The 17,480-nt window shown below is 68.9% G+C and carries 19 protein-coding genes and 1 pseudogene; 11 read left to right on the top strand and 9 right to left on the bottom strand.

Features of this window, described 5'->3' with window-relative positions; genetic code table 11:
- Positions 1-20: 20 nt before the first annotated feature.
- Together QZ749_RS23920 and QZ749_RS23915 are read right to left on the bottom strand one after the other, a co-directional pair.
- Entirely contained in the window at positions 21-323 is a 303-nt protein-coding gene (locus QZ749_RS23920) for a PAAR domain-containing protein (protein ID WP_296952505.1), read from the bottom strand.
- Positions 324-387: 64 nt separating this feature from the next.
- Positions 388-810, bottom strand: a complete 423-nt coding sequence (locus tag QZ749_RS23915; RefSeq protein WP_296952502.1) for a hypothetical protein — start codon at positions 808-810, stop codon at positions 388-390.
- Between QZ749_RS23915 and QZ749_RS23910 the strand changes: the two genes are divergently transcribed.
- Positions 809-1,108: a hypothetical protein gene (locus tag QZ749_RS23910; protein ID WP_296952500.1), complete on the top strand. Its 300-nt coding sequence runs from the start codon at positions 809-811 to the stop codon at positions 1,106-1,108. The two genes, QZ749_RS23915 and QZ749_RS23910, sit on opposite strands and share 2 nt — an antisense overlap.
- A 115-nt stretch (positions 1,109-1,223) precedes the next feature.
- On the opposite strand, the gene QZ749_RS23905 is transcribed toward QZ749_RS23910, so the two are convergent.
- Complete coding sequence (locus QZ749_RS23905; protein ID WP_296952497.1) at positions 1,224-1,535, bottom strand: hypothetical protein; 312 nt, start codon at positions 1,533-1,535, stop codon at positions 1,224-1,226.
- A gap of 225 nt (positions 1,536-1,760) precedes the next feature.
- A complete protein-coding gene (locus tag QZ749_RS23900) occupies positions 1,761-2,408 on the bottom strand; it encodes an ABC transporter ATP-binding protein (protein WP_296952494.1) in 648 nt (215 codons plus the stop codon).
- 174 nt (positions 2,409-2,582) lie between these two features.
- On the opposite strand from QZ749_RS23900, the gene egtD reads away from it, so the two are divergent.
- From egtD to QZ749_RS23870, 6 genes are all read left to right on the top strand, one after another.
- Positions 2,583-3,548: an L-histidine N(alpha)-methyltransferase gene (gene egtD / locus QZ749_RS23895; RefSeq protein ID WP_296952491.1), complete on the top strand. Its 966-nt coding sequence runs from the start codon at positions 2,583-2,585 to the stop codon at positions 3,546-3,548.
- Positions 3,549-3,564: 16 nt separating this feature from the next.
- On the top strand, positions 3,565-4,788 hold the full coding sequence (gene egtB, locus QZ749_RS23890) for an ergothioneine biosynthesis protein EgtB (protein WP_296952490.1): 1,224 nt from the start codon (positions 3,565-3,567) through the stop codon (positions 4,786-4,788).
- Complete coding sequence (locus QZ749_RS23885) at positions 4,785-5,717, top strand: YihY/virulence factor BrkB family protein (protein ID WP_296952487.1); 933 nt, start codon at positions 4,785-4,787, stop codon at positions 5,715-5,717. The genes egtB and QZ749_RS23885 overlap by 4 nt, the downstream gene beginning before the upstream one ends.
- Before the next feature lie 26 nt (positions 5,718-5,743).
- On the top strand, positions 5,744-6,943 hold the full coding sequence (locus QZ749_RS23880; RefSeq protein WP_296952484.1) for a glycosyltransferase: 1,200 nt from the start codon (positions 5,744-5,746) through the stop codon (positions 6,941-6,943).
- Positions 6,944-7,251: 308 nt separating this feature from the next.
- Complete coding sequence (locus tag QZ749_RS23875; RefSeq protein ID WP_296952481.1) at positions 7,252-7,809, top strand: septal ring lytic transglycosylase RlpA family protein; 558 nt, start codon at positions 7,252-7,254, stop codon at positions 7,807-7,809.
- Between the two features lie 155 nt (positions 7,810-7,964).
- Positions 7,965-8,609 carry a hypothetical protein gene (locus QZ749_RS23870; RefSeq protein ID WP_296952478.1) on the top strand — a complete coding sequence of 215 codons (645 nt, stop codon included), beginning with the start codon at positions 7,965-7,967 and terminating at the stop codon, positions 8,607-8,609.
- A 78-nt stretch (positions 8,610-8,687) separates the two neighbouring features.
- Here QZ749_RS23870 and QZ749_RS23865 read toward each other — a convergent pair whose 3' ends face one another.
- From QZ749_RS23865 to leuA, 3 genes are all read right to left on the bottom strand, one after another.
- Entirely contained in the window at positions 8,688-9,140 is a 453-nt protein-coding gene (locus QZ749_RS23865; protein WP_296952475.1) for a VOC family protein, read from the bottom strand.
- 165 nt (positions 9,141-9,305) lie between these two features.
- Complete coding sequence (locus QZ749_RS23860) at positions 9,306-10,217, bottom strand: cupin-like domain-containing protein (protein ID WP_296952473.1); 912 nt, start codon at positions 10,215-10,217, stop codon at positions 9,306-9,308.
- Positions 10,218-10,304: 87 nt separating this feature from the next.
- Complete coding sequence (gene leuA, locus QZ749_RS23855) at positions 10,305-11,999, bottom strand: 2-isopropylmalate synthase (RefSeq protein WP_296952470.1); 1,695 nt, start codon at positions 11,997-11,999, stop codon at positions 10,305-10,307.
- 478 nt (positions 12,000-12,477) lie between these two features.
- On the opposite strand from leuA, the gene QZ749_RS23850 reads away from it, so the two are divergent.
- Positions 12,478-13,131, top strand: a complete 654-nt coding sequence (locus tag QZ749_RS23850; protein WP_296952467.1) for a DUF1906 domain-containing protein — start codon at positions 12,478-12,480, stop codon at positions 13,129-13,131.
- Between the two features lie 26 nt (positions 13,132-13,157).
- The gene (locus QZ749_RS23845; RefSeq protein WP_296952464.1) at positions 13,158-13,607 is read left to right on the top strand and encodes a GNAT family N-acetyltransferase; all 450 of its coding nucleotides are present in this window, start codon (positions 13,158-13,160) and stop codon (positions 13,605-13,607) included.
- A 117-nt stretch (positions 13,608-13,724) separates the two neighbouring features.
- Here the strand turns inward: QZ749_RS23845 and selD are convergent, their stop codons facing one another.
- Positions 13,725-14,780: a selenide, water dikinase SelD gene (gene selD, locus QZ749_RS23840; protein ID WP_296952461.1), complete on the bottom strand. Its 1,056-nt coding sequence runs from the start codon at positions 14,778-14,780 to the stop codon at positions 13,725-13,727.
- Positions 14,764-15,795, bottom strand: coding sequence for a selenoneine biosynthesis selenosugar synthase SenB (gene senB, locus QZ749_RS23835; protein ID WP_296952459.1), 1,032 nt, complete (start codon positions 15,793-15,795; stop codon positions 14,764-14,766). Before senB ends, selD begins: the two co-directional genes overlap by 17 nt.
- Positions 15,796-15,851: 56 nt before the next feature.
- Here senB and senA point away from each other — a divergent pair, with 56 nt between their 5' ends.
- Positions 15,852-17,063, top strand: a complete 1,212-nt coding sequence (senA, locus tag QZ749_RS23830; RefSeq protein WP_296952457.1) for a selenoneine synthase SenA — start codon at positions 15,852-15,854, stop codon at positions 17,061-17,063.
- Positions 17,064-17,226: 163 nt separating this feature from the next.
- Positions 17,227-17,480 (top strand): annotated as a pseudogene (locus QZ749_RS25610) (IS1595 family transposase); the annotation flags it as partial.

The following is a 17,480-nucleotide window of genomic DNA, read 5'->3' as shown; positions in this document are numbered from 1 at the left end:
CGGGACCGGTGCCGGGCGGCTCACGCCGCGTCGTCGGTCACCCACTGGCGCCAGCGTTCCTGGATGGCCAGAAGGCGCGGCGCCGGCTGGCAGGCGCACTGGCACAGGTCGTCTTCGAGGGCGGGCCGGCGGCCGTTCTCGCTGACGGCCAGGCGCGCGCCGGCGCAGGCGATGCGGCCCTCCTGCCCGCAGGCCGCGCAGGCCACCAGGTCGCCTTCGAGCGCGCGCGGCACGCCGTCCAGCGTCATCGTCGAACTGGCCGTCACGACCTTGCCGCCGGCATCCGTGCCGGCGCCCAGCGTGATGTAGCAGCGCTTGCGCATCCCGTTCTCCCCGAGCGAAAAGGGCCAATGTAGCGAGTGCCGCAAGCCTCCCGCTTGAGCGGGCTCAACATTCATGCCGCCACCGGCGCGGCTTCCAGCGCCGCCCGAAATCGACTATATTGTTTGGTTTGTTTGACGAGGAGATTTCGATGGCGAGGACGACAGCCGCCAAGGGCGCTGCAACACCGGCCACCAGGGCTACCAAGGCCATCAAGGCCATCAAGGCCACCGGGGCGGCCGGCACCGCCGGGGCGTCCGCCGCCAAGGCCGCCGCGCCGGCGCCGAAGGCAAAGGCCAGGCCCGCCGCCAAGCCGGCGACCAAACCCGCGACCCAAGCCGCGCCGGCGCCCGCGCGCAAGCCGGCAACAAAGCCGGCCGCGAAGCCGAGCACGAAGGCGCCCGCGAAGGCCGCCACGAAGGCCGCCACCAGGCCGGCCGCGCCGTCCAGGCTGGCCCGCGACGCGGCGAAGGACGCGGTGCGGGTCATGGCGGGTCCCGCGCAGGGCAAGAGCAAGGACAAGGCCAAGGCCAAGGACAAGGCGCCCGCGCGCCCCGAGGCCGACGCGCGCCCGGTGCTGGTGCGCGACAGCTTCACGATGCCCGAGCAGGAGTACGCGGTACTGGGCGCCGTCAAGCAGGCCTGCCTGCAGGCCGGTTTCGAGGTCAAGAAGAGCGAACTGCTGCGCATCGGCGTGGCCCTGCTGGGCCAGCTCGACACGGCGTCCCTGCGCGCGGTGCTCGACAGCCTGCCCCAGCTCAGGACGGGGCGTCCGCCGGCGGCTTGAGAGCGCCGCAACACCGTCGCCCCGGCGCAGGCCGGGGCCTAATCTTGCATGCGTTTCCGTAGCGCCTGCAAATTGGACCCCGGCCTGCGCCGGGGCGACGGGGCATTGGTCGGCGCTAATGCGTTGTCCTGCCCACCGGCGGCATGCGACTCTCCGCCGTGAGTTCCTTCAGCTCGCGGATCGGGATGTTCGATTTCTCGTGCATCCGCAGCAGGATGGTGGCACCGACGTTCAGCTTGCGGTGCCGGATCTTGCTGATGATCGGCGGTTGCACTTCGAGGACGCGGCACAGCTCCGCGTCGTTCTTCAGCTGCATGCGCTGGATCAGGGTGTCGAGCAGCTTGTTGGGTACGAAGCTCGACGGTTCCATGGCCCGGGCGCGCTGCATCGCCTCGAGCAACTCCTGTTTTTTCTGCCGTACGCTCATGAATTTTCTCCACGGTGGGTGAACATTCAAGACAGATCGACTGTTTTGGAGGGGCCCGGCCTTCGTGTTGTGCCGGCATGGCGAACGGATGAGATGCCGCGGCATGCGGCGACCCTCCGGTCTCGCTATGCGGGGCGGGTTTGTGGTGATACTACTACTCTTTCAATGACTTTGACGCACTGTTCATGAATAAAACGTCATAACGTCGGTCTTTCTGCTGGGAATTTACGCTAATTTCAATCCGGAACGTGTCAGCAGGAAAGTTCTATCGGCCATGGCCGCCGCCGCGTGCGAGTGCGTGACCATGATGGCGCCGGCGCCGCTGTCCTTGATCTCGGCGCGCAGCAGGTGCAGGATGCCGGTGGCCGTTTCCGGGTCGAGGTTGCCGGTGGGCTCGTCGGCCAGCAGCAGGGCGGGACGGTGCACCAGGGCGCGCGCGATCGCCACGCGCTGCAGTTCGCCGCCCGAGAGCTGGCGCGGGAAGTCGGCGCCGCGTCCGGCCAGGCCCACGGCATCGAGCATGCGCGTCGTGCGCGCCGGGTCGGGGCGGCCGTTCAGCAGCAGGGGCAGGGCCACGTTCTGTTCCAGGCTCAGGTGCGGCAGCACGTGGAAGGCCTGGAAGATGAATCCCATGCGGCTGCGCCGCAGGCGCGTGGCGGCATCGTCGTCCAGCGCCGTCATCGGCGTGCCGTCGATGACGATCTCGCCGCCGTCGGGCGCATCCAGGCCGGCGATCAGGTTCAGCAGCGTCGACTTGCCGACCCCCGATTCGCCCATCACGGCGACGAATTCGCCCGGGGCGAAGCGGTGCGACAGGCCGGCCAGCACGGTGCGGCCGCCATAGGATTTGCGCAGGTTGGCAAGTTCGAGCATGGGTTTCCCGGAAACGCGGACCCGCTACTCTAGCACGCGTGGCACCGTTCCCGCCGGGGCGCCGCCCGCCCGCCATGCAGCGCGGCTGCTTATGCGCAATTCGCGTATCATCATCAAAACGGCAACTTTACCAGCCAGCTGCATGGTGCGGCGCGGCGCCACCAAGGATAGTCGATGCTGAACCCCACTTCGATCGCAACCCGCACGGACCACGAGGGCCTGCACGTTCCCGCCGAACTGGATGCCAGCCTGCGCGCGCGCCAGGCGTGGATTTCTCCCAAGTTCCTCTACGACCCGCTGGGATCGAAGCTGTTCGAAGCGATCTGCGAATTGCCCGAGTACTACCCGACCCGCACCGAGGCGGCCATCTTCGCCGCCCACGGCGCCGAGATCGCGCAGACGGTCGGTCCCGGCTGCACGCTGATCGACCTGGGCGCCGGCAATTGCGCCAAGGCGGCCAGCCTGTTCCCGCTGCTGCGCCCGGCCCAGTACGTGCCGATCGACATCTCGGCCGAATTCCTGCAGGACGCCGTCGGCCGCCTGCAGCAGCGCTTCCGCCACATCGAGATGCAGGCGCTGGGCATGGACCTGTCCGGCCCGCTGACCCTGCCCGACAGCGTGCGCGCGAGCCGCCGCCTGTTCTTCTACCCGGGTTCGTCGATCGGCAACTTCAATCCGGACGAGGCGCGCGACTTCCTCCAGCGCGTGCACGCGCAGTGCGGCCAGGACGGCGGCATCCTGATCGGCATCGACCTGGCCAAGGACCACAAGGTGCTCGACGCCGCCTACGACGATGCGCTGGGCGTGACGGCCGCCTTCAACTTGAACGTGCTGAACCACGTCAATCGCCTGCTGGGCGCCGACTTCGACATCCGCGGCTGGCGCCATCGCGGCTTCTACAATGCGGACGAGCGCCGCGTCGAGATGCACCTGGAGGCGAAGAGCGCGCAGCTGGTCACCTGGCGCGGCGGCAGCCGCCGTTTCGCGCAGGGCGAATGGATCCATACCGAGAACAGTCACAAGTACCGCCAGAGCGATGCCGTCGGCCTGCTAGAGCAGTCCGGCTTCGCCGCCAGCCGCGTCTGGACCGATCCGGACGGCTGGTTCGCCGTGATCCACGCGCGCGCGCTGTCGCATTGATGGAGGCGCATTCGCCATGGGAGCCGCCGAACACCGCATGAACCTGGAATTCGCGCACGTGCGCCAGCGCTCGGTCCACCTGGCCGAGCCGCTGTCGGCCGAGGACTGCTGCGCGCAATCGATGCCCGACGCCAGCCCGGTCAAGTGGCACCTGGCGCACACGACCTGGTTCTTCGAGACCTTCATCCTGGAGCCGCGCGAAAGCGGCTTCCGTCCGTTCCACCCGGCCTTCCGGGTACTGTTCAACTCTTACTACAACGGCGTCGGCGCCAAGCACCCGCGCCCGCGCCGCGGCCTGCTGACGCGCCCCGCGCTGGACGAGGTGCTGGCCTACCGCGCCGACGTCGACGCGCGCATCGCGCGCCTGGTCGCGGCGGCGCCGCACGACGCCGCGCTGGCCGCCCTGGTGCAGTTGGGCCTGCAGCACGAGCAGCAGCACCAGGAACTGCTGCTCACCGACGTCAAGCACCTGCTGGCCCAGAACCCGTTGTTCCCGGCCTACCACGATTCGCCGCTGGCGGCGAGCGCCGATCCCGCGCCGATGAACTGGGCGAGCTTCGACGGCGGCCTGGCCGAGATCGGCCACGACGGCCGCGGCTTCGCCTTCGACAACGAGCTGCCGCGCCACCGCCAGTACGTGGCGCCGTTCGCACTGGCCGCGCGCCTCGTCACCAATGGCGAGTACCTCGAGTTCGTCGAGGCCGGCGGCTACCGCGACCCCGAGCTGTGGCTGGCCGAGGGCTGGGACCAGGTCTGCGCCGGCGAACTGCGCCATCCGCTGTACTGGGTCGAGGAGGGCGGACGCCGGCTGGAATTCACGCTGCACGGCCTGCAGGACCTCGACCTGGCGCGTCCGGTCACCCACGTGTCGATGTTCGAGGCCGACGCCTATGCGCGCTGGCGCGGCGCGCGCCTGCCCACCGAGGCAGAGTGGGAATTCGCGGCGCGCGACGTGGCGATCGCCTGCGGCGACCTGCACCCGCGCGCGGCCGGCAGCGGCGGCCTGGCGCAGATGTTCGGCGAATGCTGGCAGTGGACCGCGAGCAGCTACGCGCCGTACCCGGGCTTCGCCCCCGCGCCCGGCGCGCTCGGCGAATACAACGGCAAGTTCATGGTGAACCAGTACGTGCTGCGCGGTTCGTCCTGCGCCACCCCGCACGGCCACGCGCGCGCCAGCTACCGCAACTTCTTCCCGGCCGGCGCGCGCTGGCAGTTCACCGGAATCAGGCTGGCGAAATGAAAGGGGCGCGCGGCCTGCGCCTGCGGGTCCTGAACCGGCGCGCCAACGCCTACGTCCTGGGCCATCCGATCGGTTTCGCGCTGCAGGTGCTGAAGGCCTTCCGCGCCAACCAGGGCCTGCTGCTGGCGGGCGCCGTCGCCTACTACGCGCTGCTGTCGATCGTGCCGTTCCTGATGCTGGTGGTGGTGGCGCTGTCGCACTTCCTCGACCAGGGCGAGCTGCTGCTGACGCTGCGCCGCTACCTCGAACTGCTGGTGCCGGGCCAGTCCGGCTCGATCGTCGCCGAGGTCGCGCACTTCCTCGACACGCGCGACCTGATCACCTGGGTGCTGGCCGCCACGATGCTGTTCTTCTCCTCGCTCGCGTTCACCGTGCTGGAAAACGCGATGAGCGTGATCTTCGTGCACCGCGTGGCGGTGCGCCGGCGCCACTTCCTCGTCTCGGCGCTGCTGCCGTACTGTTACATCCTGGCGCTGGGCTTCGGCGTGATGATCGTGACGCTGGTCGCCGGCACGCTGCAGGTGATCGGCACCGAGTCCGTCGAGCTGTTCGGCTGGAGCTGGTCGCTGCATGGCGTGTCGGGGGCGCTGCTGTACCTGCTGGGCCTGGCCGGCGAGATCCTCGTGCTGACCTCGATCTACATGGTGATGCCGGTCGGCCGGCCGGCGCTGTCGCATGCGCTGGTGGGCGGCGTGACGGCGGCGCTGCTGTGGGAAATCGCGCGCCACGTGCTGGTCTGGTACTTCTCCACGCTGTCGAAGGTGAACCTCGTCTACGGCTCGATGAGCACGGCCATCGTCGTGATGTTCAGCCTCGAGATCGCCGCCAGCCTGCTGCTGTTCGGCGCCCAGGTGATGGCCGAGTACGAGCGGGTGGGGCAGGCGCCGGGCAAGGACCCGGCGCCGGAGCCGCTGCAGACGTCGGCCTGAGCGGCCGCCGGGTTACACTGTCGCCCATGGCACACATCCTCCTTTGCTGGGAACTCGGGGCGGGCCTCGGCCATGCCGCGCGCCTGAAGGCATTGGCGCAGCCGCTGCTGGCGCGCGGGCACCGCGTCTCGTTCGCGCTGCGCGACCTCGTGCATGCGGGGCGCCTGCTGGCCGGCCTCGACGTCCCCATCTACCAGGCGCCCCTGTGGCTGCACCGCGTCCAGGGCCTGCCGCCGGACCAGGCCGGCCTGGCCGAGATCCTGCTGGCCTGCGGCTGGATCGACCCCGGCGCCATCGCCGCCCTGGCGGGCGGCTGGCGCAGCCTGCTGCGCGCTTGCGCGCCGGACCTGGTCGTCGCCGACTATGCGCCGTGCGCCGTGCTGGCCGCGCGCACGCTGGGCATTTCCAGTTGCGTGGTCGGCACCGCCTTCCAGATGCCGCCCGCCGCCGCGCCCTTGCCGCCGCTGCGCGACTGGGAGGCGGCGCCGGCGCAGCGCCTGGCCGCCGCCGAGGCGCGCGTGCTGGACAGCGCCAATCGCGTGCTGGCCGCGCACGGCGCCGCGCCGCTGGCGCACGCCGCCAGCCTGCTGCTGGGCGACGCGCCGCTGCTGTGCGGCTGGCCCGAACTCGATCCGTGGCGCCGGCCGCCCGGTGGGGTGCGCTGGTTCGGGCCGGTCATCGCGCCTGCGGCGGCCACCGCCATCGCGCCGGCCTGGCCTGGCGGCGACGGCCCGCGCGTGTTCGCCTACCTGCGCGGCCCGCACCCGGAGCACGCCGCCATGCTGGCCGCGCTGGCGCGCGCCGGCTGCCGCACGCTGTGCTACCTGCCCGAGGTGGCGGGCGGCAAGGCGGCGCCGTTCGTGCATGCGTCGATCGCCTGGGCGCGCGCGCCGGTGGCGCTGGACGCGGCGCTGGCACAGGCGGCGTTCGTCGTCTGCCACGCCGGCGAGTCGACGGTGGCGCAGGCGCTGCTGGCGGGGCGTCCCTTGCTGATGCTGCCGCAGACGGCGGAGGCCTTCCTGACGGCGCGCCGGGTGTGCGAGCTGGGGGCCGGGATCAATGTGAATGCGCTGGCGCGGCCGCGCGATTGGGATGGGATCGTGGGCGGGTTGCTGGGGCAGGCGGGGTGGTGCGCCGCGGCGCAGGAATTCGCGGGGCGGCATGCCGGCTTTGATGCGGCCGGGCAGGCGAGGGTGCTGGCGGCGGCGATCGAAGAGACGGGATGACGGAAAACGTAGGCGCCCGTTCGATGCGCGGCGCACAGGACGCCGACCGTCCGTCCCGGGGGCGCCACTTCCCGGAGGTCGATCCTGGTGACAGAGGCCGGGCCGGCAAACGGCGGCGCATCGGCGCGGACTTTCGCCGCTCCAGGACGGCGAGCGCACGATTTTCCTTTTTCGCCATTCCCCATGTATGATCCACGACCTCGGCCTTGCGCCTTGCAGGGCACGCCGATGGCTGCTGCGGGAAGCGGCCCGGAATGGCGACAAGGCCGCCGGGCGCAGGGCGCGATGAACAACGTACGGAAGCGATCATGACAAGCATTTTACGTAGCTGTTCGAGACTGGGCCCGGTCGCCGTGCTGGCACTGTCTCTGGCCGCCTGCTCGACCCCCGGAGCGCATGCGCCGAAAGCTGGCGGCTATTACCTCAACGATGGCCCGCCAAAAGGCGTGACGCAGGCGCAGATCGATGCGGTCAAGGAGCCGGTGCCCAGGGCAGAGCGCTTTGTCTCCGGCACGCTCAAGCCTTATACCGCGATGGGAATCCGCTACCGGCCGATGAACGCGTTGGTACCCTACCATGCGCGCGGCAAGGCAAGCTGGTACGGAACCCGGTACCAGGGATTGCCGACGGCGAGCGGTGAACGCTACGATGCGATGACGCTCACGGCGGCGCATCCGATCCTTCCCATCCCGTCTTACGTCAGGGTGACGAACCTCGAGAACGGCCGAACGATCATCGTCCGCGTGAACGACCGTGGTCCATTCCACTCCGACAGGATCATCGATCTGTCGTACGTGGCAGCGGCCAAGCTTGGCTATGCGGCGAAGGGCAGTGCGATGGTCGAGATCGATGTGATCCTGCCGTAGAGGTCTTGGGCGGGCTTTGCGATGGTTCTGTTATCGGCCAGGAGCGGTTGTTGGAAACTTTCGGCAATAAATATGGATTGATGTTGATGGGGCAACACCGGTAGCGATTTGGCTGGCAAAAGAGTTTTGACGGATGACCTATGCGAACGAAGAGAATGACGACGATACGCCGGAGGTATGTCAATGACGACTGGTGTTATCAAATCCTCCCGAACAATCGTCCCGAGGATCGCGACACACTTCCCTTCGTGCCATGGACAAAACTTCCGCCGGAAGTAATGTGCCTGATAAGCCTCTGCTTGATGGGCCTGCAAAAGGATCTTGAACCAGTAGCTCCCGATGAGTGGAAAATACCTTCACGCGCGCTCGAGACGTGGGAAACCTCTAGTCAACAGGCTGCGCATGAAAATGCTTACATGGAACATGATTTTCGATACAACGAAACGGAAGCATCGCCTGCAACAGTGCCGCCGTCCGCTGATCACGAAATTCGGATCGACATGACTAGCGATCCAGACCGGGCCAGCAAAGACTGGATTAGCAAGGGCTTTAAGATCATTGGCTGGGTGGATGCCGTATGCCGTGGCGACGGAGAGCCGCCTGAGCGTCCGGCTATTGCTCGTGCGAAGCAAGTAGGCGCTACGGCCGTGCTCTACAACCTCTGGCCTGCAAAGTTAAGAGCCATCAAGCGCCTGCCGGATAAATCGATAGACTTGGCTTCCCTATTGGCTGACCCGCCAAAAAAATTACGCCCGAATGGGTTTTATGTCGTGAAGGCGATTTTTCTACGGGAAGTATAACGAGGAGTTCAACGTCCGCACTGGGTCGGCTGCTGCCGTAAAATCAACGGCCGAGTCCAGCGATTTTAGGGCGGCAGTTCACTCAGGATGCTGCATGAGTTCAATAATGTGGCCGTCAGGTCCCCGGGTATAGACCATGATTGTTCCGCTAGGAGCAGTTTGCGGTTCGCCGGTTGCCTTCCATCCATAAGGGCTCATGCGATCTAGCATTGCGCGCAGATCGGTCACGGCAAACGTCAAGTGAGCCGAACCGACATCACAGGGGCGTTGCTTCAATACTAAGCGGTCTTCCGGTGAATCGTACTCAATCAGCTCAATTCTGTATCCATCGGGGCCCTCTAAGAGAGCATTTCTCAAATAAGCCCCCGGCACACCGACCACTTGTTCCATCGCGTGTCCACCGCCAAGCTCTTTGCGGTACACGAGTTGGAAGCCGAGAACTTCAGTCCAGAAATCAAGTACGCCATCGATCGACGCGACTGTCAACCCAGTGTGCTCAGTTCGTAATACGGTAGAGGTTCGGTCTTTCATGAGTGCGTCCTGTTATTACGGTCGAGGCTACAGATTTATGCGATAGCTTAAATCCGGACTGGAGTGCCCTCGTTACTTTAACAGATGGCCGATTGAGGTCGATAGCAGCCATCAGCCATGCCTCCCGTGTCAACCGGATCCGCCTCCGAGCAGCGCCCCTATCCGTCACCGCCTCACCCCCGCCTCCCCCTGCAACACCAGCGGCACCGCCCGCGCCCACCGGTTCGACGACAGCGAGAACGATAAGGCCCGCACCTGGTGATACCACCCGGCCGGCACGTACAGCATGTCGCCGGGATGGACGACGCAGTCGATCACGGCCGCCTGCCGCGCCAGCGGGAAGCGGTCGAAGTCGGGCGCCTCGGGATCGAAGGGGGAGCCGAACAGCACGGGATTGGCTTCGCGCACGTACAGGAAGGCGTCGTGGTGCGGCGGGACCAGGAAGATGCGCTTGCTGCCCCAGAGCTGGGCGAACACGTTGTCGTCGTAGTCGCAGTGCAGCGGCGTCACCGTGCCGGCCGGGCCGACCCACCAGCGCGGCGGTCCCATCCTGTCGAACCAGGCGGGCCAGTGGCACATGCCGTTCAGTTCGCGCAGTTCCAGGTTGCCGACGTAGGGCGGCAGGGCGTGGTCGCCGGTTTCCACCAGGTCGAGGTAGCCGGCCATCGTCGTGTCCAGCATCGCGCGGTCCGGCGCGAATGCCGTGCCGATGTAGTCGCCCACGCGGGCGCGCACCGGGACGGCGCCGAAGCGCTCGCGCAGGATGGCGGGACCGAGCGCGCTCAGGGGCCAGCGCCCGACCACGCCTTCGACCAGGAAGGGCAGGCCGGCGCGCGCCCGCGCGCGGAAGGCGGCGGTGTCGGGACGGCGCACGCGCGGCACGGCCGCCAGCGGCGGCAGCGTGGCGGACACGCGCCGGATCGCCGCGCGCATCGCGTCGATCGACACCACGCCGCGCGCCTGCGCGTCGCGTTCCTCGCGGGCGCGGCGGCGGAGCGCTTCGTCTTCGGGTGTGGCCAGGTTGGCGGGCGGGGCGGGCGGCAGGCGGCGGCCGGGCGGGGTTGGCGGTGCGGTCATGCGGCGGAAGCGGTACGGGAATGCGGGGCGTGATTATGGCATGGCGGGCGCCGCCGCGCCCGCGTTCCCGCTACCGCAGCGGCGCCGTCAGGCCGCGCGCGCCGCCGGTTGTCCGGCGTTCATCGCCAGCTGGCGGTTCACGGCCGACAGCACGGCCTTGAACGAGGCGGTCACGATGTTGCTGTCGATCGCGGCGCCGAACAGCGTGGGGCCGCCGCCCAGGCGCAGCTCGACGTAGCAGGCGGCGCGCGCATCGGCGCCCGAGCCGATCGAGTGCTCGTGGTAGTCCATCAGGCGGATGTCGAGGCCCAGCGCGGCGACGAAGGCGTCGATCGGGCCGTTGCCGCTGCCGTGGCGCTGCTCGGTGACGCGTTCACGCTGCACGGTCGCGTCGATCTGCACGCGGTGGTCGTCGGCGCCTTCGCTGTCCTCGCTCATGCGGTGCGCCACGTAGCGGTAGGCGGCGCCGTCCTGTTCCAGGTATTCGCTGGCGAACAGCGCGTGGATATCGGCGGCGGCCACTTCGCGGCCGGTGGCGTCGGCGTGGCGCTGCACGACGCGCGAGAATTCGATCTGCAGGCGGCGCGGCAGTTCGAGGCCGTATTCCTGTTCGAGCAGGTAGGCCATGCCGCCCTTGCCGGACTGGCTGTTCACGCGGATCACGGCGTCGTAGCTGCGGCCCAGGTCGGCCGGGTCGATCGGTAAATAAGGCACTTCCCACAGCGCGTCCGGCTGCTGCTTGGCGAAGCCCTTCTTGATCGCGTCCTGGTGCGAGCCGGAGAAGGCGGTGAATACCAGGTCGCCGACGTACGGGTGGCGCGGGTGCACCGGCAGCTGGTTGCATTCCTCGACCAGCTGGCGCACCGCGTCGATGTCGGAGAAGTCCAGGCCCGGGTGCACGCCCTGGGTGTAGAGGTTCAGCGCCAGCGTGACCAGGTCGACGTTGCCGGTGCGTTCGCCGTTGCCGAACAGGCAGCCCTCGACGCGGTCGGCGCCGGCCAGCACGGCCAGTTCGGCGGCCGCCACGGCGGTGCCGCGGTCGTTGTGCGGGTGCACGCTGATCACCAGGCTGGCGCGGTCGTTCAGGTTGCGGCACATCCACTCGATCTGGTCGGCGTACACGTTCGGCGTGCTGGCCTCGACCGTCGACGGCAGGTTGACGATCATCTTGTTGTCCGGCGTCGGCTGCCACACGGCGGCGACGGCGTCGACGATGCGCTTGGAGAAGTCCAGTTCGGTCGTCGAGAACGATTCCGGCGAGTATTCCAGGCCCCAGGCCGTTTCCGGATGCTGCGCCACCAGTTCCTTGATCAGGCGGGTGCCGTTGACGGCGATCTGCACGATCTCGTCCTGGTTCATGCCGAACACGACGCGGCGGAACACCGGCGCCACCGAGTTATACACGTGCACGATGGCGCGCTTGGCACCCACGCAGGACGCGACGGTGCGGCGGATCAGCTCGTCGCGCGCCTGGGTCAGCACAATGATGGTGACGTCGTCCGGGATGCGGTTTTCCTCGACCAGCATGCGCACGAAGTCGAAGTCCGTCTGCGAGGCCGACGGGAAGCCCACTTCGATTTCCTTGACGCCGATCTGCACCAGTTTCTCGAAGAAACGCAGCTTCTTTTCCGGGCTCATCGGCTCGATCAGCGCCTGGTTGCCGTCGCGCAGGTCGGTGCTCATCCAGACGGGCGGGCGCTCGATGGTGCGGGTCGGCCACTGGCGGTCGGCGAGGTCGACGGCGGGGAAGGGACGGTACTTGGCGGCGGGATTCTTCAACATGACGGTGCTCCTGATGGTGTGCGTGGATTCGGTTCGATGCTGTGGCGGGGGCTGCCGGACGGGCCACGGGACGCTAGGCCCGGCAACCGATCGGTAGCTTCAGCGCGCCGGCAGACGGCAGGAGCGTTCCGGCGACGGTGGAGACGGGCGTGGATTCAGTGATGACTGGCATGGTGCGACTTCCTTGGGCTACGGATCCGGCGACGGGGCCGGGCGGGTACGGCGGCGATTTACGCGCGTAGCAGTAGCGCCGGCGCTAGCAGGCCGGTGGGCGGTAGGAAAATCGACAGTGGCAGTGGGGAGAACATTTCTTCACTCTAAGTGAATTTTGTTTGGCGTGTCAAGCGTTTCGTGGCTTGTCGTTTGGCTACCACGTTGACGAGAATTTCCCGCTGGAACTGTTGCTGCATCTCAATGAGCGAAAAGCGGCGCATGGCAGAGTAAGTCCTTGCGCCGCGCGCGACTTGGGAGAGGCGGCATGGCGACACGCAAGGGGCTGGACACGACCATCGAACTGACGCGCCACGCGGCGGCGCTCAGGCGCCAGGGCTACGACTTCGCGCTGCGCTACTACAGCCACAACGCGGCCAAGAACCTGTCGCTGGGCGAGGCGCGCGCCCTGAGCCGGGTGGGGATGCAGATCGGCGTGGTGTGGGAAACGGCGGGCACGCATGCCGGCTTCTTCAGCCGCGCCCGGGGCCTGGCGGACGGCGCGGCGGCGTACCGCATGGCGCGCGAGGTCATCGGCCAGCCGTTCGGCTCGGGGATCTATTTCGCGGTCGACTACGACCCGACCCAGGCCGACCTCGACGGCGCGGTCGGCGACTACTTCACGGGCGTGCATGCGGCGCTGTACGTGGCGGCCGAGGGGCAGCCGACCTACCGCGTCGGCGTCTACGGTTCGGGACTGTGCTGCGCCACGCTGACCGAACGCGGCCAGGCAGGATTGAGCTGGCTGTCGCAGTCGACCGGCTTCGCCGGCTCGCGCGCTTACGCCGAGCAGCAGCGCTACGACCTGATCCAGATGCTGCCGGTGCGCATCCCGGGCGAGGGCGGGACCATGCTGCACGTCGACCCCGACGCCAGCCATCCGCAGCGCGAGGGTGGCCTGTTCGTGGTGCCGGTGGGGTAAGATCGCGGGTGACGCGAGGAGGCGCCTTGGACATCACCCTGCAGGACATCACCGAAGACAACTTCGAGGACTACATGGACATGGAGCTGCCCGCGCACCAGCGCGATCTCCTGGCCAGCAATGCCTATTCGATCGCGCAGGCGCGCTTCTATCCGGACTACATCCCGCGCGGCATCGCCTACGACGGCGAGCCGGCCGGCTTCCTGCTGTACGACCGCCGCGCCGGCGACGAGGATGGGCACGTCGCGATCTACCGCTTCATGGTCGACCACCCGCGCCAGGGCCAGGGCATCGGCCGGCGCGCGATGGCGCTGCTGCTGCGGGAATTGCGCGCCAGGGACGACGTGCGGCGCATCACGATCTGCTACCACGAGCGCAACGGGCGCGCCAAAGCGTTCTATGCAAGCTTCGGCTTCGTCGAGGAGGGGACCGACGAGCGCGGAGAGATGGTGGCGGTGCTGCGGCCTGCCGTATAAGCCGTCGCCCCGGACCTCGCCGGCTGCCTTGGCCGGGGGGCCGATGTCGTAGCGTCGCTGCAAACTTGGATCCCGGCCTGCGCCGGGATGACGGTGTGGGCAACAAAATGGAGTATCTCAGCGTACCACCACGCGCGGCGCCCCAGCTTCCATCGCGCCGATCACGGCGGCGTCGCCGAAGCCTTCGCGGCGGAACAGGTCCAGCACCTCGTCCACGCTGCCCGGGTCGCAGGCCACCAGCAGGCCGCCCGAGGTCTGCGGATCGGTCAGCAGCACGCGGCGCGTGTCGCCGACCTTGTCGCCCAGCTCCACGTCGTGGCCGTAGGCGTCCCAGTTGCGCCCGGATGCGCCGGTGAAGAAGCCGGCGTGCGCCAGGTCCTCGACGCCCGGCAGCAGCGGGATGCGGTCCATGTCGAGCGTGGCCGTCAGGCCGGCGCCGCGCGCCAGTTCCAGCAGGTGGCCCAGCAGGCCGAAGCCGGTGACGTCGGTCAGCGCATGCACGCCGGCCAGGTCGGACAGCGCCTTGCCCGGCTTGTTCAGCTTGGTGGTGTTGGCGATCATGGCCGCGTAGCCGTCGGCGTCGAGCCGGTCCTTCTTGAGGGCGGCCGACAGCACGCCCACGCCAAGCGGCTTGCCCAGCACCAGCACGTCGCCGGCGCGCGCGTCGGCGTTGCGTTTCACCTTCGACGGATGCACCAGGCCCATCACGACCAGGCCGTAGATCGGCTCGACCGAATCGATGGTGTGGCCGCCGGCGATCGGGATGCCGGCCTCGGCGCAGATGGATTCGCCGCCCTGGATGATCTTGCCGATGGTGTCGAGCGGCAGCTTGTTGATCGGCATGCCGACCAGGGCCAGCGCCATGATCGGCGTGCCGCCCATCGCGTACACGTCCGAGATCGCATTGGTGGCGGCGATGCGGCCGAAGTCGAAGGGATCGTCGACGATCGGCATGAAGAAATCGGTGGTGGCGATCAGCGCCTGCTCGTCGTTGAGCTTGTAGACGGCGGCGTCGTCGGCGGTCTCGATGCCGACCATGAGCTGGGGCGGAACCGGAAAGCCGCTCGACTTCTTCAGGATCTCCGACAGCACGCCGGGGGCGATCTTGCAGCCGCAGCCGCCGCCGTGGGAGAACGCGGTCAGTTTCAAGGGTTGTTCAGGTTGAGTGCTCATGCTTGCTTCCGTTGGTTGGAGGGGACGGGAGCGCCGGTGGCGTCCCCGGGGACAGGAGATTATCCACCAAGTCGAGCAGGCGCGCTCGCTCCTGCTCCGGCGCGAACAGGCGCGCGCGGGCGGCGCACCGTCGTCGAAGGCCCGCGTGGAAGCGCGCATCGGTCGCGCAGCGCTCGATGAGGCGCGCCAGCGCGGCCGCGTCGCCGGGCGGGAAATAGCCGGGGTAGTCCTCGCCCAGCATGCCGCGGTTGCCGCCGATGTCGGACGCCAGCACCGGCACGCCGCTGGTGACGGCCTCGATGATCACGTTGGCGCCGCCTTCCATGCGCGAGGCGATCACCATCGCGTGCGCGCGTCGCAGCAGGCGCCGCGCGCCCGCGTGGGACAGCGCCCCGAGCCAGCGGTAGCGCGGCGTCGCGGCCATCGTGGCCAGCGCCGCGGCGCCGAGCGCGGGGTCGAGCGCGGCGCCGGCGTGCAGCAGGCGCACGCCGGGCGCGGCGACCAGGCGGGCCGCGTCCATGAAGGCGCGCGGGTCCTTTTCCGCGCGCAGGTGCCCGACCATCGCGACGTCGCACGGCGCGCCGGGACGCGCCGCGTGGCGCCGCCGGCGCAGGCGCGGGGCCGACTGGTAGATCACGTGCGTCCTGGCGCGCGTCGGCGCGTCGAGTTCGTCGAGGCCGCGCGGCTGCAGCACCACCAGCGCGCTCGCCAGGCCGAGCGAGGCGCGCGCCGTGGCGTCGTGGTGGATGTCGCGGTACAGGTCCGTGCCGGTCAGCACCAGCAGCGCGGGCCGCTGCGGATGGGCGGCGCGGAAGGCGGCCAGCGCGGCGGCCGAGCGGCGCGCGTGCAGCACGACGAGCAGGTCGGGCACGGCGTCGCCCGGGCGCCAGCCGGGGGCGACGGCGACGCGGTAGTCGCGCGCGAGAAAGCGTTGCCAGCGGCTGGCGGTCTGCCAGTTGCCGTTGTTCTCGCGGGCGGAGGCGGGGCTGACGATGAGGATCGAAGGACGGGCCATGAAGGTCGGGCCAAGAGGGATGGGAAAAGGCGCGCAAGCTTGGGTACAATGCCGGCATGAGCGACAAGCATGCATCGTTCCGCGACGCGGGACCCCGGGAACTGGCCGCCGCGCTGCAGGATGCGCGCGATTATACGCTGGCGTTGTTCGATTGCCTGGATGCGGCCGGCTACGGCGATCCGCAGCGGGTGCCGCGCCTCCCGATCGTCAACCCGCCCTTGTGGGAACTCGGCCACACGGCCTGGTTCGCCGAGTGGTTCGTGCTGCGCGCGGCCACCGGCAGCCAGCCGGGCGAGGCCGACGGCCACTGCCTGCTGGCGCGCGGCGACGACTGGTTCGATTCCGGCAACGTGCCGCACCGCGCGCGCTGGACGCTCGACCTGCCTGGGCCGGGCGCCATGAAGACCTATTGCCGCGAGGTGCTCGACCGCATCCTCGACCGGCTGGCGCGCGAGCCGCACGAGGACGCCGCGCTGTATCCGTACCGGCTGGCGCTGGCCCACGAGGACATGCACGGCGAAGCCCTGCTGTACACGATGCAGACGCTGGGCGTGCCGGTGCCGGCGGCCAGCAGCAAGTACGTGGCGCCGCCCGCCGTGCCGGCCGGCGCGATCGCCTTCGCCGGCGGCACCTTCCTGCGCGGCGGCGACCAGGCGCGCGGCTTCACCTTCGACAACGAGCGCGCCGCCGCGCCGTGCCGCGTGGCGCCGTTCTCCATCGACGCCGGCCTCGTCACCAACGCCGCCTACCTGGACTTCGTGCGCGACGGCGGCTACCAGAAGCCGCAGTACTGGACCGAGGCGGGACGCGCCTGGCTGATGGCGCAGGAGCGCTCGGCGCCGCGCTACTGGCGCCGCGACCAGGCAGATGGCGGCGACGGCTGGCACCTGGAACGCTTCGGCCGCCTGGTGACGCTCGACCCGGGACAGCCGGTGCGCCACCTGACGCTGCACGAGGCGCGCGCCTGGTGCGCCTGGGCCGGGCGGCGGCTGCCGTCGGAAACCGAATGGGAATTCGCCGCCACCGCGGGCCAGCCGGGTTTCGCCTGGGGGCAGGCGTGGGAATGGACGGCGTCCGCCTTCCTGCCCTGGGAGGGCTTTGCCGCCGACCGCTACCGCGAGTATTCGGCGCCCTGGTTCGGCAGCCGCCAGACGCTGCGCGGCGCCTCGTTCGCGACGCCGGCGCGCATGCGCTCGCCGGTCTTCCGCAACTTCTTCACGCCGGAGCGCGACGACATCTTCGCCGGTTTCCGCTCCTGCGCCCTGTAGCGGCCGACGCAACAGGCGCACGGCGGCGTTGCCTCTTGTGCCGCATCGTTGCGACGGCCTCTACACGCGGCCTACAAAAAGGCGCTGTTCGCGTTAATTGTGCGAACCATCCGCTGCGCTGGCAGTCTCACCCATTGTCGAGGTAACTCATGGGGAGGCAGCAATGCAGGCTCTGGCGTTCGACGACGTGCTTGCCGCACTCGAAGCGTTGCCGCTGTGCATGCAAGATCTTGCACGCCTGCGCAGTTTGCTCGCCTCCATCGCGGATCCCGGCGAATGCGTCGCCCTCATCGAACAGGCCGCCGGCCGGCCACCCTGTCCACGTTGCCACGCCACGCGCGTCCACCGCTGCGGCAGCGCCAGCGGCTTGCAGCGTTATCGTTGCTGCCGCTGCGGGCGCAGCTACAACGCCTTGAG

Origin of the sequence: uncultured Massilia sp., assembly GCF_913773735.1 — a bacterium.
GTDB lineage: Bacteria > Pseudomonadota > Gammaproteobacteria > Burkholderiales > Burkholderiaceae_D > Telluria.
The sequence above is the reverse complement of the archived record's forward strand: the minus strand, read 5'-3'. Positions and strand labels throughout refer to the sequence as shown.

What these genes read in the sequence shown, in the direction of transcription:
- QZ749_RS23920 (WP_296952505.1), bottom strand. Translation starts at nt 323, where the DNA reads ATGCGCAAGCGCTGCTACATCACGCTGGGCGCCGGCACGGATGCCGGC.
- QZ749_RS23910 (WP_296952500.1), top strand. Translation starts at nt 809, where the DNA reads ATGGCGGGTCCCGCGCAGGGCAAGAGCAAGGACAAGGCCAAGGCCAAG.
- QZ749_RS23915 (WP_296952502.1), bottom strand. Translation starts at nt 810, where the DNA reads ATGACCCGCACCGCGTCCTTCGCCGCGTCGCGGGCCAGCCTGGACGGC.
- QZ749_RS23905 (WP_296952497.1), bottom strand. Translation starts at nt 1,535, where the DNA reads ATGAGCGTACGGCAGAAAAAACAGGAGTTGCTCGAGGCGATGCAGCGC.
- QZ749_RS23900 (WP_296952494.1), bottom strand. Translation starts at nt 2,408, where the DNA reads ATGCTCGAACTTGCCAACCTGCGCAAATCCTATGGCGGCCGCACCGTG.
- egtD (WP_296952491.1), top strand. Translation starts at nt 2,583, where the DNA reads ATGCTGAACCCCACTTCGATCGCAACCCGCACGGACCACGAGGGCCTG.
- egtB (WP_296952490.1), top strand. Translation starts at nt 3,565, where the DNA reads ATGGGAGCCGCCGAACACCGCATGAACCTGGAATTCGCGCACGTGCGC.
- QZ749_RS23885 (WP_296952487.1), top strand. Translation starts at nt 4,785, where the DNA reads ATGAAAGGGGCGCGCGGCCTGCGCCTGCGGGTCCTGAACCGGCGCGCC.
- QZ749_RS23880 (WP_296952484.1), top strand. Translation starts at nt 5,744, where the DNA reads ATGGCACACATCCTCCTTTGCTGGGAACTCGGGGCGGGCCTCGGCCAT.
- QZ749_RS23875 (WP_296952481.1), top strand. Translation starts at nt 7,252, where the DNA reads ATGACAAGCATTTTACGTAGCTGTTCGAGACTGGGCCCGGTCGCCGTG.
- QZ749_RS23870 (WP_296952478.1), top strand. Translation starts at nt 7,965, where the DNA reads ATGACGACGATACGCCGGAGGTATGTCAATGACGACTGGTGTTATCAA.
- QZ749_RS23865 (WP_296952475.1), bottom strand. Translation starts at nt 9,140, where the DNA reads ATGAAAGACCGAACCTCTACCGTATTACGAACTGAGCACACTGGGTTG.
- QZ749_RS23860 (WP_296952473.1), bottom strand. Translation starts at nt 10,217, where the DNA reads ATGACCGCACCGCCAACCCCGCCCGGCCGCCGCCTGCCGCCCGCCCCG.
- leuA (WP_296952470.1), bottom strand. Translation starts at nt 11,999, where the DNA reads ATGTTGAAGAATCCCGCCGCCAAGTACCGTCCCTTCCCCGCCGTCGAC.
- QZ749_RS23850 (WP_296952467.1), top strand. Translation starts at nt 12,478, where the DNA reads ATGGCGACACGCAAGGGGCTGGACACGACCATCGAACTGACGCGCCAC.
- selD (WP_296952461.1), bottom strand. Translation starts at nt 14,780, where the DNA reads ATGAGCACTCAACCTGAACAACCCTTGAAACTGACCGCGTTCTCCCAC.
- senB (WP_296952459.1), bottom strand. Translation starts at nt 15,795, where the DNA reads ATGGCCCGTCCTTCGATCCTCATCGTCAGCCCCGCCTCCGCCCGCGAG.
- senA (WP_296952457.1), top strand. Translation starts at nt 15,852, where the DNA reads ATGAGCGACAAGCATGCATCGTTCCGCGACGCGGGACCCCGGGAACTG.